This window comes from Gilliamella sp. B2889, assembly GCF_026536885.1.
GTDB classification, from domain to species: Bacteria; Pseudomonadota; Gammaproteobacteria; order Enterobacterales; family Orbaceae; genus Gilliamella; species Gilliamella apicola_E.
The window spans coordinates 183,510-198,425 of the sequence record NZ_JAFNNF010000001.1; the positions used below are offsets into that span (position 1 = coordinate 183,510).

At 32.1% G+C, this 14,916-nt stretch carries 16 protein-coding genes and 1 tRNA gene; 7 read left to right on the forward strand and 10 right to left on the reverse strand.

Annotation, left to right across the window (positions count from 1 at the left end; translation table 11 throughout):
• Positions 1-7: 7 nt before the first annotated feature.
• Positions 8-1,159 carry a metallophosphoesterase gene (locus tag J3U09_RS00845; RefSeq protein ID WP_267356712.1) on the reverse strand — a complete coding sequence of 384 codons (1,152 nt, stop codon included), beginning with the start codon at positions 1,157-1,159 and terminating at the stop codon, positions 8-10.
• 32 nt (positions 1,160-1,191) lie between these two features.
• Here J3U09_RS00845 and cmoA point away from each other — a divergent pair, with 32 nt between their 5' ends.
• Both cmoA and cmoB read left to right on the forward strand, forming a co-directional pair.
• Entirely contained in the window at positions 1,192-1,962 is a 771-nt protein-coding gene (cmoA, locus tag J3U09_RS00850; RefSeq protein ID WP_065734141.1) for a carboxy-S-adenosyl-L-methionine synthase CmoA, read from the forward strand.
• A 34-nt stretch (positions 1,963-1,996) separates the two neighbouring features.
• Positions 1,997-2,965 carry a tRNA 5-methoxyuridine(34)/uridine 5-oxyacetic acid(34) synthase CmoB gene (gene cmoB, locus J3U09_RS00855; protein ID WP_220226056.1) on the forward strand — a complete coding sequence of 323 codons (969 nt, stop codon included), beginning with the start codon at positions 1,997-1,999 and terminating at the stop codon, positions 2,963-2,965.
• Between the two features lie 75 nt (positions 2,966-3,040).
• Here the strand turns inward: cmoB and J3U09_RS00860 are convergent, their stop codons facing one another.
• The 3 genes from J3U09_RS00860 to J3U09_RS00870 all read right to left on the reverse strand — a co-directional run bounded on the left by J3U09_RS00860 (position 3,041) and on the right by J3U09_RS00870 (position 6,232).
• Positions 3,041-3,940 (reverse strand): endonuclease/exonuclease/phosphatase family protein, encoded by a 900-nt coding sequence (locus J3U09_RS00860; RefSeq protein ID WP_267356714.1) that lies wholly within the window; start codon positions 3,938-3,940, stop codon positions 3,041-3,043.
• 332 nt (positions 3,941-4,272) lie between these two features.
• Positions 4,273-5,226: a hypothetical protein gene (locus J3U09_RS00865; RefSeq protein WP_267356716.1), complete on the reverse strand. Its 954-nt coding sequence runs from the start codon at positions 5,224-5,226 to the stop codon at positions 4,273-4,275.
• 181 nt (positions 5,227-5,407) lie between these two features.
• Entirely contained in the window at positions 5,408-6,232 is an 825-nt protein-coding gene (locus J3U09_RS00870) for a MetQ/NlpA family ABC transporter substrate-binding protein (protein ID WP_220226059.1), read from the reverse strand.
• A gap of 284 nt (positions 6,233-6,516) precedes the next feature.
• Between J3U09_RS00870 and J3U09_RS00875 the strand changes: the two genes are divergently transcribed.
• Together J3U09_RS00875 and J3U09_RS00880 are read left to right on the forward strand one after the other, a co-directional pair.
• On the forward strand, positions 6,517-7,281 hold the full coding sequence (locus tag J3U09_RS00875; protein WP_267356718.1) for a hypothetical protein: 765 nt from the start codon (positions 6,517-6,519) through the stop codon (positions 7,279-7,281).
• 29 nt (positions 7,282-7,310) lie between these two features.
• Positions 7,311-8,063, forward strand: coding sequence for a hypothetical protein (locus J3U09_RS00880; RefSeq protein WP_267356720.1), 753 nt, complete (start codon positions 7,311-7,313; stop codon positions 8,061-8,063).
• A gap of 122 nt (positions 8,064-8,185) precedes the next feature.
• On the opposite strand, the gene J3U09_RS00885 is transcribed toward J3U09_RS00880, so the two are convergent.
• Positions 8,186-9,148: an aldo/keto reductase gene (locus J3U09_RS00885; protein ID WP_267356722.1), complete on the reverse strand. Its 963-nt coding sequence runs from the start codon at positions 9,146-9,148 to the stop codon at positions 8,186-8,188.
• 154 nt (positions 9,149-9,302) lie between these two features.
• On the opposite strand from J3U09_RS00885, the gene J3U09_RS00890 reads away from it, so the two are divergent.
• Positions 9,303-10,184, forward strand: a complete 882-nt coding sequence (locus J3U09_RS00890; protein WP_267356723.1) for a LysR family transcriptional regulator — start codon at positions 9,303-9,305, stop codon at positions 10,182-10,184.
• A gap of 65 nt (positions 10,185-10,249) precedes the next feature.
• On the opposite strand, the gene J3U09_RS00895 is transcribed toward J3U09_RS00890, so the two are convergent.
• The 5 genes from J3U09_RS00895 to hemA all read right to left on the reverse strand — a co-directional run bounded on the left by J3U09_RS00895 (position 10,250) and on the right by hemA (position 13,273).
• Entirely contained in the window at positions 10,250-11,044 is a 795-nt protein-coding gene (locus J3U09_RS00895; protein ID WP_081299554.1) for an acid phosphatase, read from the reverse strand.
• A gap of 136 nt (positions 11,045-11,180) precedes the next feature.
• Positions 11,181-11,267 (reverse strand) — tRNA-Leu (locus J3U09_RS00900).
• 99 nt (positions 11,268-11,366) lie between these two features.
• On the reverse strand, positions 11,367-11,609 hold the full coding sequence (locus J3U09_RS00905) for a zinc ribbon domain-containing protein (RefSeq protein WP_065563429.1): 243 nt from the start codon (positions 11,607-11,609) through the stop codon (positions 11,367-11,369).
• A gap of 113 nt (positions 11,610-11,722) precedes the next feature.
• On the reverse strand, positions 11,723-11,971 hold the full coding sequence (locus tag J3U09_RS10930) for a DUF1289 domain-containing protein (RefSeq protein WP_065563430.1): 249 nt from the start codon (positions 11,969-11,971) through the stop codon (positions 11,723-11,725).
• 30 nt (positions 11,972-12,001) lie between these two features.
• On the reverse strand, positions 12,002-13,273 hold the full coding sequence (hemA, locus tag J3U09_RS00910; protein ID WP_267356724.1) for a glutamyl-tRNA reductase: 1,272 nt from the start codon (positions 13,271-13,273) through the stop codon (positions 12,002-12,004).
• 156 nt (positions 13,274-13,429) lie between these two features.
• On the opposite strand from hemA, the gene lolB reads away from it, so the two are divergent.
• Together lolB and ispE are read left to right on the forward strand one after the other, a co-directional pair.
• Positions 13,430-14,050, forward strand: coding sequence for a lipoprotein insertase outer membrane protein LolB (lolB, locus tag J3U09_RS00915; protein WP_267356726.1), 621 nt, complete (start codon positions 13,430-13,432; stop codon positions 14,048-14,050).
• A gap of 11 nt (positions 14,051-14,061) precedes the next feature.
• The gene (gene ispE, locus J3U09_RS00920) at positions 14,062-14,901 is read left to right on the forward strand and encodes a 4-(cytidine 5'-diphospho)-2-C-methyl-D-erythritol kinase (protein WP_267336840.1); all 840 of its coding nucleotides are present in this window, start codon (positions 14,062-14,064) and stop codon (positions 14,899-14,901) included.
• The last annotated feature ends 15 nt before the right edge of the window (positions 14,902-14,916 follow it).

Consider the following 14,916-nt stretch of genomic DNA (forward strand, 5'->3'; position numbering starts at 1 on the left):
ATCCTATTTAAGAGGTCGATTTTTTTGCAAATGATACATCTATTACAACAATTTCAGAACAGGTCATTAATCGTATTGGCGGCCCGCCAAACCCATAACCACTACTCACGATACTGGTAAAATGATGATTAGTATCTTGATAAATTCCCTTAGCATTTTTATACATCATGGCGACTAAAATATTAACAGGGAAAATTTGCCCACCATGTGTATGTCCAGATAGCATCAAATCTACATTTTGTTCAGCGGCTTCATCAAGATTTCTTGGTTGATGATCTAACAATATTATAGGTTTCTCGGTATCAGTAAACAGGATTAAATCGGATAATGAAGCTCGCTTAATATCATACCGAGATGAAGAAAAATCATCCCGCCCTATCAATGTTATACCAACTTCATCAAGATAGACTATGTCATCTTTTAAGACTTTCAAATTTGCTTTTTTGAAGGCATTAATAATATCATCTTCACGATTATTAGCGTCATTAATTCCTAAATATTCATGATTACCAAAAATAATATAGCTACCATATTTTGGTTTTAATTGTTGAAACTGCTTATCAAAGCCATATTCTAAAAAAGGCTTTAAACTCTTATCCAGTGTATCCCCCGTTATCACAATAAAATCAGGTTCCAAAGCGTTTACCTTTTCGACCATTTCTTGAATCATTTTGGTAGACGTATGTTCATTGATATGAATATCTGAAAGTTGAACAATTCTTAAATGCTCAACATGAGCCGGTTTATTAATTTCAACTTTATAATGGACAATTTGAGGATTTATCGCCATTTCATGCCCAAAACAAAACAGCGCTACAACAGCAATAATAAAGCTAACCTTAAGCCATAGATTGGGTTTTAATCTTTTTTTACTAAACCAATAGGTGATATCAAAAATAGTAGCTATAAAAACGCTACAAATCATTAATCCAGAAATGGAGATTAAAGAAAGATGTATATATGAAGGTATAAAACCATCTAATAATCTGGCAAAAATTAATGATAATCCGGCAAAACAGACAGTGCCCCAATAAATAATTCGAAAGTAACCTGTTAAATTCAAATTAAACCAAAACTGCCAACGTTTGCCAAAATAGAATGTAACAAACACACTAATAACAATCGTTGCAAAAATGGCTATAAAATCAACAAATGTCATAATTATCCGAACAATCAAAAGCAAAAAATGGTATGATAACAGAATTAGATCCTATAGCACCAATAACTTTTATGAATAGCAAAAAAGATCAGTTATTTTCAACACCAATTGATAAATTAGGCGATTGGACTTTTGATGAAAAAGTTGCCGAAGTCTTTCCCGATATGGTGCAACGCTCTGTTCCCGGTTATTCGAATATAATCTCAATGATAGGCATGTTGGCTGAAAGATTTGTTCAACCCAATTCAATGATATATGATTTGGGATGCTCGCTAGGCGCTGCATCACTTGCAATTCGTCGGAATATCAAACAAGAAAATTGCCATATCATTGCCGTTGATAATTCATTACCAATGGTAGAACGATGTAAAAAACACCTTGATGCCTATAAATCAACTACACCTGTTGATGTTATATGTGAAGATATTTGCAATATTAATATGCAAAATGCTTCAATGGTTGTCCTAAATTTTACCTTGCAATTTCTAACGCCAGACAATCGTCAACGTGTTTTAAATAATATCTACCAAGCATTAATCCCTAATGGCATATTAGTGCTATCTGAAAAATTTAGTTTTAATGATAAGAGTGTTGATGAATTATTATTTAACATGCACCATGACTTCAAACGAGCGAATGGTTACAGTGAACTAGAGATTAGCCAAAAACGGAATATGCTTGAAAACGTTATGCTTACCGATACTATTGAAACCCATAAACAGCGTCTTGCTAAAGCAGGATTTAAACATGTCGATACCTGGTTTCAATGTTTCAATTTCGGTTCCATCATTGCTATAAAATAACATCAGATTTAACCCAATTACAAAGGAATAACGAATGATTGATTTTGGTGATTTTTACCAAATTATCGCAAAAAATAAGCTTAAAAATTGGCTTGAAGTATTACCAGCACAACTAGCTAATTGGCAAAAGCAAAATTTAGATAACCGTTTTAGCCAATGGTTAAATAGCATTAAACACTTGCCAGCAATTACCCCTTTTCAAATCGACTTCTTACACAGCGTAACGGCTAAAACTGAGCAACCGTTATCTTCAGGGGAACAGCAAAGAATCACCCAATTATTGAAAACCATGATGCCATGGCGTAAAGGCCCTTTTCATCTTTATGGTGTGGATATTGATACAGAATGGCGTTCTGATTGGAAATGGGAACGACTAATTAATCACATTGAAAATTTAGAGGGCAAAACAGTTCTCGATGTTGGTTGTAATAGTGGTTATCACTTGTGGCGAATGGTTGGCGCAGGAGCTAAACTTGCCGTTGGTATTGATCCAATGGCGCTTTATTTATGCCAATTTGAAGCAGTAAGAAAACTATTAGGTAATGATCAACGAGCTCACTTACTACCCTTAGGAATTGAGGAACTGCCAAAATTAAATGCATTTGATACGGTTTTTTCAATGGGCGTATTATATCATCGCCGTTCGCCACTTGATCATCTTTACCAATTGAAAGATCAATTAGTTGATGGTGGACAATTAGTGCTTGAAACCCTGGTTATTGAGGGAGTCGAACACCAAGCATTAATGCCAGGTGAACGTTATGCTCAAATGCGAAATGTCTATTTCATCCCATCTGTCCCCACCATGATAAATTGGCTACATAAATGTGGTTTTAAAGAGATAAAAATGGTTGATATATCGAAAACCAGTTTAGATGAACAGCGCAAAACAGACTGGATGGAATCTGACTCATTAGCTGAGTTTCTTGATCCGAACGATTTGAGCAAAACGATTGAAGGTTACCCTGCTCCAATACGAGCGGTATTTGTTGCCCGAAAATAGTGTATTGATCTTATCGAATCAATTAACATAAAAAACGGGCTTATGCCCGTTTTGTTCTTAATTCTATAGATGATATTAATTATTCTTTATAATCATTTGAACTGGGTAGTGATCTGAATACTTATCAGTAAAATCATCTTTGAGTACCTTAACATCAATCACGTTTTCTTTAAGTGGTGGTGAGACATAGATATAATCATAACGTAATGGTACTGATGCTTGATCATAAAAGACTTTAGTTGGTGCGGTTGAGATAAATTCTTTGTGTTTTATCTTTAATGCATCAATATAACCCGCATCAAGTAGATTTTGTTGAACGGTATAGCTTAATTGGCCATTTACCAGATTATCAAGAATTGGTCTTTTCTTCTGTTTTTCTTTTATATCTTCTAAAAGCGTGCTTTTATCATAATCAGGTTTATCTGCTGGAGAGAATGAATTCAAATCCCCCGCGATTATCCATTTTCCATTAGGATCACGACTGTATTTAATTGAATCTATAATCAAATTAATTTCATCGATACGCTTAGCCGTCCAAAACGGGTTCATATGGGTTATCACAAAATGATAATTACCAACATCTGCAAACAGCGCTCCATGCCATAAATTATCGACCACTTTATTCACATTTACGATAGGATATTTTGAGGTAATGGCAACTGGGAAAAAAGCAGGATCATCTGGTGACTCTTTTAACAGAACAGCGTAGTTGTGACCATAACTGGCTGCAAATTTTTCAAGTTTTTCTCGAGTAAAGAAATTCATCTCTTGCCAGGCAATGATATCGGCATCTTGCGCTTTTGCCCAATCAATATATTTCTGCTTGCCTTCGCTCTCATCTAACTTCATCCCGTTATAAACATTATAACTGATGATTTTAAGTTGCTTAACATCATCAATTGATGCGTAAGCACTTGAAGCACTAAAAATAATACCTCCAATTAATGCTGCAATTTTCAATCTAGTTTTACTCATAAGATATTCCTTTATTTTATTAACTCACTATAAATATTATATTGATTCGATTTTAATCAAAATTCTTTTTATGATTTATGTGATTTAGGTCAATATTATTATCTACAATTCGTGCGATTCGAATTTTATTCAAGAAAGGATCATGATCTGTGAATATAAAGATTGGATAATTGCGATTTTGAAACTTCAAAAACCCCGCTCCTCAACTTTTTTTATAATATAAATACAATTCAATAAATTCAGAATAACGGTTATTGATAAAATAAAAGGCATAATAAAAATATTATGCCTTTTATAATTATTGTAGTGATAAATTACACAATGACTAAAATTTATTTGATAATATAGATATTAGTATCTTGGGTAAAATTTAAAAATTTTTCAAATGGACCATATGCTTGGTAATAAGTCATATTTGGATCTATTTCTTTAGGGCAAAGTTCATCAGATTTTCTTAAAGAATCTATGCCTTCCTCTCCACCTAATTTTTTATATTTACTCGCGAAGTCATCACCATTTAAAGTGAAAAGTTGTTTCCAATTATCTAATGTGTCTGCTAAATATTTTTTACCAGCATCACATTCAATTCCACCCAAATTAATTTTAGGGAATACATATTGATTAATCTCATTAAATTTTACTGGTTTATTAGGAAAACTTACTTCAAATCCTGTCTCTGGATCTTCATTGGATTCAAAAAATTCATTTTTTAATAAGGTGATATAATCTTTTTCACGATAGACTTTAATTCTAGGAAGTTGGATATCTTTTTTGGTTTTAAATTTTTTAGAAAGTTCATTAGGGGCTTCCTGGTTGATTGAATAGTCCCAAGTATTATCTTCCCTTTCGATAAAAACATCATTTATCACTTTAACAGGTAGTTCAACTTCATCTTCTACACCATTTATAATAATGGAGACTTTACGTAAAGATTTTTCATATAACTTATCATAATCTTCGTCACTGGTATTTTCAGTAGCGTAGATATAGGTATGAAACATATAGTTGCTTTGTGTAGGATTAATAAAACCATCATTAGGAAACCTAGCTGGTTTAACGATAAAATCGAGCGACTCATTGTTATAAGCTAAATTATGCTTACCATATTCAAAAGTATAGGTAGTGTTAGAGTTAGCCGGAATAGCGAGTTCTTTACCATCAATGGCTACTACAATTTCATTATCAGTGGGATTATCAATCATACGAACAACTGACTTAGGTTCATCGGAACAGCTACAAAGCATAACGCCACAGACAATTAAAATGGGTAATTGAATTTTTTTCATCACATTCATTTATATTCATAATTGGGGAGATAACAATTTTATCATGGTGAAAAATCAAAATAAATGAATTATTTATCTTTAAATTGCTTTACAAAATAGTTTTTGATCTAATGAAAGTTTGAAAGCAGTTATATAAAATATGAAAAATATCCTAATAGTAATTAGGATATCTTGGAAAGATTTACTGCTGTGGCCAAATAAAGCGACCTTTAGCGTCAGGATCTTCATTAATAAATTTTCTAAGCTGATCTGATTGATAAAGTTTTTTTACATCTTGCGCCCACTTGGTATTTAAGTTTTCTTTCTTAACTACGACCATTAATTCAAGATTCGGAGTTAACTTTTCTTGAACTAAAACATTATCTGCCGGAATATGACTTAACCATGCTATTCCCCCAGGCATTATGGCATAATCAACCTCATTAAGCGTTCTAGGAATAATTTCAGATAATATTGCTTTAAATTTTAAATTATACTTATTTTCTGCAATATCATTTAAATCTAACGTTCCTGCTTCACTTTCAGGTTTTAAGGTGATCCAATTCAAACTTTGTAATAATTGTAATGAACGAGCTTTATTTGATGGGTCATTTGGAATAAGAATTGTCTGTCCATCAGCAATTTCATTTATTGAATGATGTTTCTGTGAAAAAAGCGCCGCGGATATTGAAGGAATATGAACTAAAGAAACAAGATCACTCTTAGTTTCTTTATTATATACATCTAAATAAGATTGATGTTGAGCGGCATTGAGATCAATACTTCCTTCAACTAAAGCGGTATTTGAATCCCTTAATGAACTGAAATTTACCATCTTAACTTTGTAACCTTCTTGTTCTAAAGCAGGTTTTACGACTTTTTCCATCATTATATTATGCATACTTGGTGGCAAACCAACTACGATTTCTTTCTTCTCTTGTTGGTTATTTTTAGCTGAATCTGACTTGTTGTCACACCCAATTAATGTAAATCCTAATAATATAAACAGGTAAATATATTTTTTCATTATCACTCCCTATTAAGATAAATTAGTCGAACATATTCTGATACGACTATTGAGTCATTATAGTCGGTGAATAACTATTGGGATAATACGAAAAAATTATATCTATATTCAAATTGGAAATATGTGAAATAAGATTAAAATATCGCTAAGAAAATAGGATATCAATAAATTAGTTAAACTAGTATCCTTAATATTATTAAGCTTTTGAGTTCAATGTCCTTATTATATTAAAAAAATAATGGTATCCTTAGGATTAGGACCAGATTTTAAACATAAGGATCATAATGAAAAAAACTATCATTTGCTTTTTATTATTTTTGATAATTGGCTGTAACCCAAAGAGTGATAATGAGCAAGCTATTAATAATAATTACTTATTTTTTCAAGCTCCTGAACTTAAACCATTTTCCAAACCAATAAAAAAACAAATACTATCTGGTAGCATAAACCAAGAGTTTACTATAAATCAGCAAGGTTTTATTACCTCTGTTGTTTCACCCGAAATTCAACCTATTTTTAATCAATCATCAGATAAAGCATTTCCAGTCAAAATAGATATTGATTACCAAAAATCCTTAATGATTTTCTCGCAACAAGATCAATTTCTTTTAGAATTTTATATGAAATTCGATAATGACAAGAACATGACCGAAATTCATGAAGCAAAGCTACCTATTGCTTGGTATGCTAAATATGATGAGCAAAAAAGATTGATTAAGCTTACAAAAAAAACTGATCCTAATCTTATTACCTTCGTATCAACATTTCTTTATGACCAAAATAATTTGAAAAAAATCATTACAGAAACCACACTTAAAGAAAATGATGAAACAAAACTAATGTCAAAAAATGAAGTTGAATATTTTTATAATAATCATCATCAAATTGATAAAAAAATAATTTATTTAGATGATTATATAACAAAAAATAACCAAAAATTAGAATGCCAATTTTATGATTTTAATCAATTTGGTGATTGGACGAAATATTATTGCTTAAAGCCTAATGAAAATTTCAGTTTCTTTGTTTTACGTGAAATTGAATATTAACCTTTAAGTAAATAAACAGGAGTATAATAATGAAAATCAAAATAATTCTTCTTATAAGTTTAGCGCTATTTGGATGTAAAGATAATCATACACCCAATATAGCCGTTGAAAATAGCTATTTAATTCATGCCGGTATAGATTTAGCCCCCTATTCTATTCCAATTAAAGAACAGTCAATAAAAGGGGATAATCCTGTAACTTTAACGGCAAATACCGATGGACTCATTGAATCAATGACTTTAGATTATTATAAATTTGTTATTGATTATAAAAATGGGAAATATACTTATGAATCTGAAAATAAGAACCTGAATCTTGATATCAAGTTTGATCAAGAAAAAAATATTCTTTCTTATCAGGATGCTAAAAAAAATAATAAATTATTGGTAGGTTATGATTCTAATGGGCGAATAATAAAAATTGAAGATTCAACCTATGACTTGGATTTCATTAGTCAAGTTTATTATGAAAACGATTTAGTCTCTAAAAGGGTTGTAGAAATTTTTCAAAAATACGATGAAACTGACAGTTTCATCGTTGTTTTAAGAGAATATAAATATTTTTATAATGATAAAAAACAATTGAGTAAAAGAATTCAATACGACTACAAAATTGAATTTGGCAAAATTGCACTCGATGAAAACAATCAAAGAATAGCTGAGATGAAGGAAGAGTGTTCTTATGGTGATTATAATCAGCACGGCGATTGGACTAAAGAATATTGTTTAGGTCCAAATAAAGTGACGACGCATTTTTATTTACGAAATTTGGAATACTTTTGATTAAATTGATAAAAAAAGTCATTTAAATATTATTTAAAATCAATTTATTATTTAACCCTCGATATTTCAAATATAATATCGAGGATTAGTGAGCTGTAAAAAACAGTTAAAAAACAATACTTTTAGATTGCTCCCATAATAACATGGGGGATATAAAGTTCCTCAAGATAAGCAATATCATCTTTAGTTAATGAAACTTTTAACGCGCCGACTGCATCATCCAAATATTGCGTTTTGGTTGCACCAATGATAGGTGATGTAACGCCTTTAGCAAATTGCCATGCTAGCGCAACTTGCGTCATGGTTACACCATATTTTTGTGCGATATCATTTACTCTTACAACAATTTCTCTATCTATCTGTTGCGTACTATCATATTTGGCAATAGCAACTTTATCAGTTTTACTTCGCAACGTATCGGTTTTCCATTCTAATCGGGAAAGTCTACCAGCCGCTAATGGGCTATAAGGAGTTAATGAAACATGGAATTGCTTACAGATCGGAATTAACTCTCTTTCATCTTCCCGATATAATAAATTATAGTGATTTTGCATTGAAACAAATTGAGTCCAACCATTTTGCTTAGCTGCCAGCTGCATATTATAAAATTGATAACCATACATTGCCGAAGCACCTAGGGCTCGTACCTTACCCATCTCGACCAAATGATGTAATGCCGCCATGGTCTCTTCAATCGGTGTACTGTAATCAAAACGATGAATTATGTATAAATCGACGTAATCGGTACCCAATCGTTTAAGCGATCCATCAATTTCTTTTTCAATAGCTGTTTTAGACAGGTGTCCTTCGTTAAAATAGACTTTAGTGGCCAAAACGACTTTATCTCTAGCGATATTTCGTTTCAATGCTCTTCCAACATATTCCTCGCTAGTTCCACTTGAATAAGTATTAGCTGTATCAATAAAATTAATACCTAAATCTAAAGCATGTTTAATGATGGCTTCACTTTGGTCGGGATTAAGTGTCCAGTCATGCATTTTACTGGCAGGATCACCAAAACTCATACATCCTAAGCAAAACCTGGAGACCTCAATATCAGAAGTACCTAATTTTATATAATCCATACAATAACTCCTCAGTATGTCAGAATCGTTTAAATAATTTAATAAATTGATAAAAAGTCAATTTTGATAATATTATTTTAGAGATAACTTTTATTGAGATAAACAGGGTATTCATTTATAGTATCATGAATTAAATTCATTAATTTTATATATTATGCATAACTATAATGAACTCAATTACTTTATTACTATCGCTGAAGCAAAAAGCTTTATTGGAGCAGCTAAATCTTTGGGAGTTTCCTCTTCCGCATTAAGCCATAGTATGAGGAATTTAGAAACTCGATTAAATCTCAGGCTATTTAATCGTACAACTCGAAGTCTTTCACTAACTGAAGCTGGTGAACAACTTTATAAACAACTAGCGCCTCTATTTAAACAGATAAATGAAGATGTTAACGCACTTGGCGATTATTTAGATACGCCATCAGGTACAATTAGGATCAACGCATCAAATATTGCGATTGAAAACTTTATATATCCTAAATTAAGTCAATTTTCCTTACGCTATCCACAAATTAAGATTGAAATTGAATGTGACAATAATCTAGTCGATATCGTTAAAGATGGTTTTGATATGGGTTGTAGAATTGGGAATGACCTTGCTAAAGAAATGGTTGCTGTAAAAATATCAGATCCTTTGCGAATGGTCCTAGTTGCTAGTCCTGATTATCTAAAGCAGAGAAAAGAGCCTAAACAGATAAGTGATTTAGATCAACATCTTTTAATTGGCAAAAAAGTTTCAAGCCAACATGGAATGGAAACAATTTGGGAATTTACTAATAGTGGTAATATTATTCAATATCACCCCTCTACTCACTTCTCCATCAATAATCATTTAAGAAAACAGGCGATACTTGATGGCTTAGGTATTTGTTGGATTGGTTATCCTGATGTAAAAAATGAATTAGCAACTGGAAGACTTATAGAATTATTAAGCGACTATTCAATTACCTATGAGCCATTTTATATCTATTATCCAAGCCGTAAAGGCCACTCAAATGTTTTTAAACTTGTTTTAGATGCATTGAAATCTTAATTAGATTAATCTTTATATTTTAAAAAGGCAGTAATACTGCCTTTTTAATTTTCCAAAATGGCCTATCAATTTTTTAATAAACTATATTGATGATTAACTTCGTCAATTGCTTTGCGAAGATCTTCTTGAAACTGTGGGATAGTTTGTAATTTTGAGTATTCCACTGCCCCAACCATTCTACCGGCATTTACGTCAGTCTGCCAATGGGCCCCACAAATCATTCTACTTTGACCAAATTCATAGCCTCGTTTGATTAACGCTTCAGCATGTGAAGGTGAAATTTGAGCTAGAACTAAAGCTAATGTCCAACCATAAGCGGTATGACCTGATGGAAATGAACCATTTTGACGTAATCGTTCTTCTTCATCAACAGGCTGGCAAGAGTGATTACCAAAATAGACAAAAGGACGTTTTCGCATATAAAACTCTTTAGCCGTTTTAGTGGCATTATCAGCAGAATCAACCAATAAATCACCAAACATTTTATATAAAGTGGGTGTTGTTTCGGGTGATATTGTAATACCTAAAGGTTCAGAAAAAATTTCAGCTACATTTGCCGTATGCAAATCAGCATCCTTTGTTGCTTGTTTCCAACGATCAGTATCTTTAAGATTATAACCATGTAAATAGGCAATCTTATCTGCTTCAAATTCAGGCGTACCTTCTTGAGGATAAATAGGCAAGTATTCTTTACTACTAACGGCTTGATCGGCAGTATGATATGTAACCCCAACTTCATGACCAAGAAAGTCTTCTGTTGATCCTTTTTGAAAAGCAAATAATGATGAAGAAAATATTAAAGAACAGTAGAGTGTTGAAATGAAAATTGTCAATTTTCTAACATTTATTTTTTCTGCCATATTTTACTCCTATTACCAGATTAATGATTAAACAGGCTTACTTCGGAGAACTTGGAAAAATTTTGATGATAATAATAACTTTATTTAGTATTAATTTTTTAGGATTTGGGTGAGCAATTGAAATATGATCTATTATTGGTGCCAGTGGTCGGACTCGAACCGACACGCTTTTAAGGGCGGCGGATTTTGAATCCGCTGCGTCTACCAATTTCGCCACACTGGCATCTGAAGTGTAAATAAGTAAACGTTGGCAATTATACTAAGCTTTGTGATATCTGCAACAGATATTATTATAAACGCAGTTAGTTGCCTAAAATTTCTACTACCATTTACGTTTCCAAGCAGGTAATTTTTTTAAAATAGTATAAGCGGTCTCTTTTGCCACTAAATAATCAACATTATGGTTATTTGAATATTTAAGAGTAACTTCTTGCCATTTTTCATCAAAGGTTTTCATTGAACCATCTGAATGAGCGCAATGTTTACAGTAGTTTTTCGACAAATCATGTAAAGGATAATCAGCAATAGCTGTCATTGGCATACCACAAGCAATACACATTTTCATATTTTAAATTCCAATTAATTTGCAGGTAATTAAAATAAATCGACTTAACCTGAATAAAAATGCTACTCCGAGTTTAGATTGAATACAAGATATATAAGAATGGCTATTTTTTATTAGAAAGTGAAATCGATTTGTGCAGTATTTATTTGATTATTATTTTGTTGTTGTAATAATTGATAGCGGCGTCTTAATGCCCTTTGCTTACATAATCGCAAAATTTCTTGTTTTTGAACATCTGAAAATTTTAACCAATTGAATCTTTCCTCCCTGGAACGAAAGCATTTGATGCAATAACCTTGCTTATCTGTCTCACATACTCGTCTACATGGGCTTTGTATGTCAAAAAATTCAATTTGATCCAATCTATCTCTTCCTATGAAGATCAACAACTATTAAAGCTCTTTTAAGCCTAATCCTTTACTTAATATTTTAAAACAATCATCACAATCATGTGTTGCCGCTTCAAGCAAAGTTTGTGTTGGTGCATGAATCAATTTATTAGTCAATTTATGTGAAAACTCAAAAAATACATCATCAATATTGGCACCTTGTTTAATTGCTTTTAACGCTTTTAATTCTAATTCACGCTTAATAACTTGTGCATTCTGGCGATATTGCTTTACATATTCAACAGCATGTCTGGTTTTTAGCCAATCGATATACAACTCAGCTTGCTCATGAATAATATATTCAGCTTCATTGGCGGCAATAATCCGTTGTTCTAGATTGTTCTGAACGGTTTGTTGCAGATCATCAACAGTATAAAGATAAACATTTTCGAGTTGACTAATTTCTGACTCAACATCACGAGGAACGGCTAAATCGATAAATAACATTGGATTATTATTTCGTTCATGTAGTGTCCGTTCAACCATCCCTTTGCCAATAATAGGTAAAGGACTAGCAGTTGAACTAATGACAATATCAACCTCTTTGAGTCGATTAGCAATATCGGGTAAAGAGATGATCTCAGCATCAATAATAGATGCTAATTTTAGCGCTTTATCTCTTGTTCGATTAGCAACAATAACATGTTTGAATCCATGAGGCTTTAAGTAGCGAGAAATAAGCTCAATGGTCTCACCTGCTCCCACTAGCATTACACTTAACTCAGACACATCAGAGAAAAGATCACGCGCAACTAAGCACGCCGCGTAAGCTACCGAAGCGGTATTTGCTCCAATATTAGTTTCTGTTCGAACAATTTTGGCTACATGAAAAATAGATTGAAAAAGTTTTTCGAGTTGAACTGACAAACAATTATTTTTCTGAGCAAAATTATAAGCTTGTTTTACTTGACCAAGAATTTGAGGCTCACCAATAATTAACGAATCAATACCACAAGCAACAGACATAAGATGTTCGACAGCTTTCTGGCCTTCATAGCAATATATTGACTTATTAAAAACATCCAAATCAACGTGATGAAATTGTCCTAACCAATTTTCAACAGATTGCTTTACTCGAAAAAAATCTGCCTCATCCTCATAACTTAAGTAAATTTCTGTGCGATTACAAGTTGATAAAATGACGCACCCAGTAATTAAAGGATGCTGATATAGACTGTATAATGCCTTATCAATAATCTCATTAGAAAAAGCAATTTTTTCTCTTAAAGCGACTGACGCACTTTTATGGTTTACACCCAATACTGTAATAGACATTGCATTGATTCTTTTATAATAGTTTATAAAGCGTCTAAATTTAAATATTATAGCTAAAAAAATAATAAAGGTTAATTACAGTTACTTTTTCTTATTCGCAAAATTATCAGCTATAATATGCCCTACTTTTGACTATAACTACTTAAGAGTTATTTTATGACAAAAATCAAATTTGCGTTACTTTTTATATTGCCATTAATGATTACTGCATGTCAAACAACAAAATACCAATCTAATGCATCAATCGAGCAACAATGGCAAAGCCATAAACAGATACTTGAACAAATTAATTCTTTTAAGGTTAATGGTAGTATTGCTCATACTGGAACAAAAACGAAAAACTATGGTCGTTTCCTTATTGTTCAACAATCACAAGATCATTATGAGGTCAAATTAACGACACCTGTAGGCACCAATATTTTAACACTGAAGTCGGAACCAAACTATGCCGAATTAGTGGATAAAAATGGTGGACGTTATAATGATGTTAATATTGAAAGATTAATGAAAAAAGTTTCTAACATCAACATTCCTCTTAATTCTTTACATAATTGGTTAAAAGGCTTTTCTGATGATAACCAAACAGATAAATTAGATAACTCAGGTAGGCTTGCATCAACATCTTTTATGCAAAATAACAATAAATGGACATTAAAGATTTTGAGCTATGCAACTTATACTTTCAAAAATAAAAAAGTTGATTTACCAGCCATCATTGAACTTTCACATGATGATGAACTTATTCGCTTAAAAATTAGCAACTGGACGTTAAACTAACGGAACAGAATATGAAACATTGGTTATCGCCAGCTAAATTAAATTTATTTTTATACATTACTGGACGTCGTCCAGACAATTATCACAATTTACAGACATTATTCCAGTTTATTGATGTTTGCGACAAACTGACTTTTAATGTTCGCAATGATGGTAAAATAAGATTATTAACTCAATTTGAACAAGTCCCTGAAGATAAAAATCTAATCACTATTGCAGCTCAGCGGTTAAAATCCTATGCAAATAATAGTGAACTCGGTGTGGATATTGCTATAGAGAAAATGATCCCAATGGGAGGAGGACTTGGCGGTGCGTCTTCCAATGCTGCAACAGTTCTTGTTGCTTTAAACCAATTATGGAATTTAAATATTGAGCAACAAACTTTAATAACAATAGGCCGTTCAATTGGAGCCGATGTGCCTATTTTCATTTATGGTCACTCAGCATTTGCTGAAGGTATCGGCGATCAGTTTCAACAAGTTGATATTCCTCAATATTGGTATTTAGTTAGTTGTCCTAATATTGAAATTTCAACAGTTAAAGTATTTAACGATCCTAAATTACAGCGTGACACACCTAAACGAACTATTGAACAATTAATGTCAATTCCTTTTGATAAATTTACTAACGATTGTGAACCTATTGTGCGTGAACGTTATCCTCAAGTCGATCAGCTTATATCGTATTTGTCCCAATTTGCTCCAACAAGGCTAACTGGGACAGGAGCATGTGTTTTCACTCGTTGTGATTCTAAAGAACAAGCATTGTCGATACAAAATGAACTGAAATCCCTCTCTGTCAAAAACTTTATAACTAAATCACTAAACTTATCACCGCTGTATGCAGATTAATTAATTTTGTTTAAC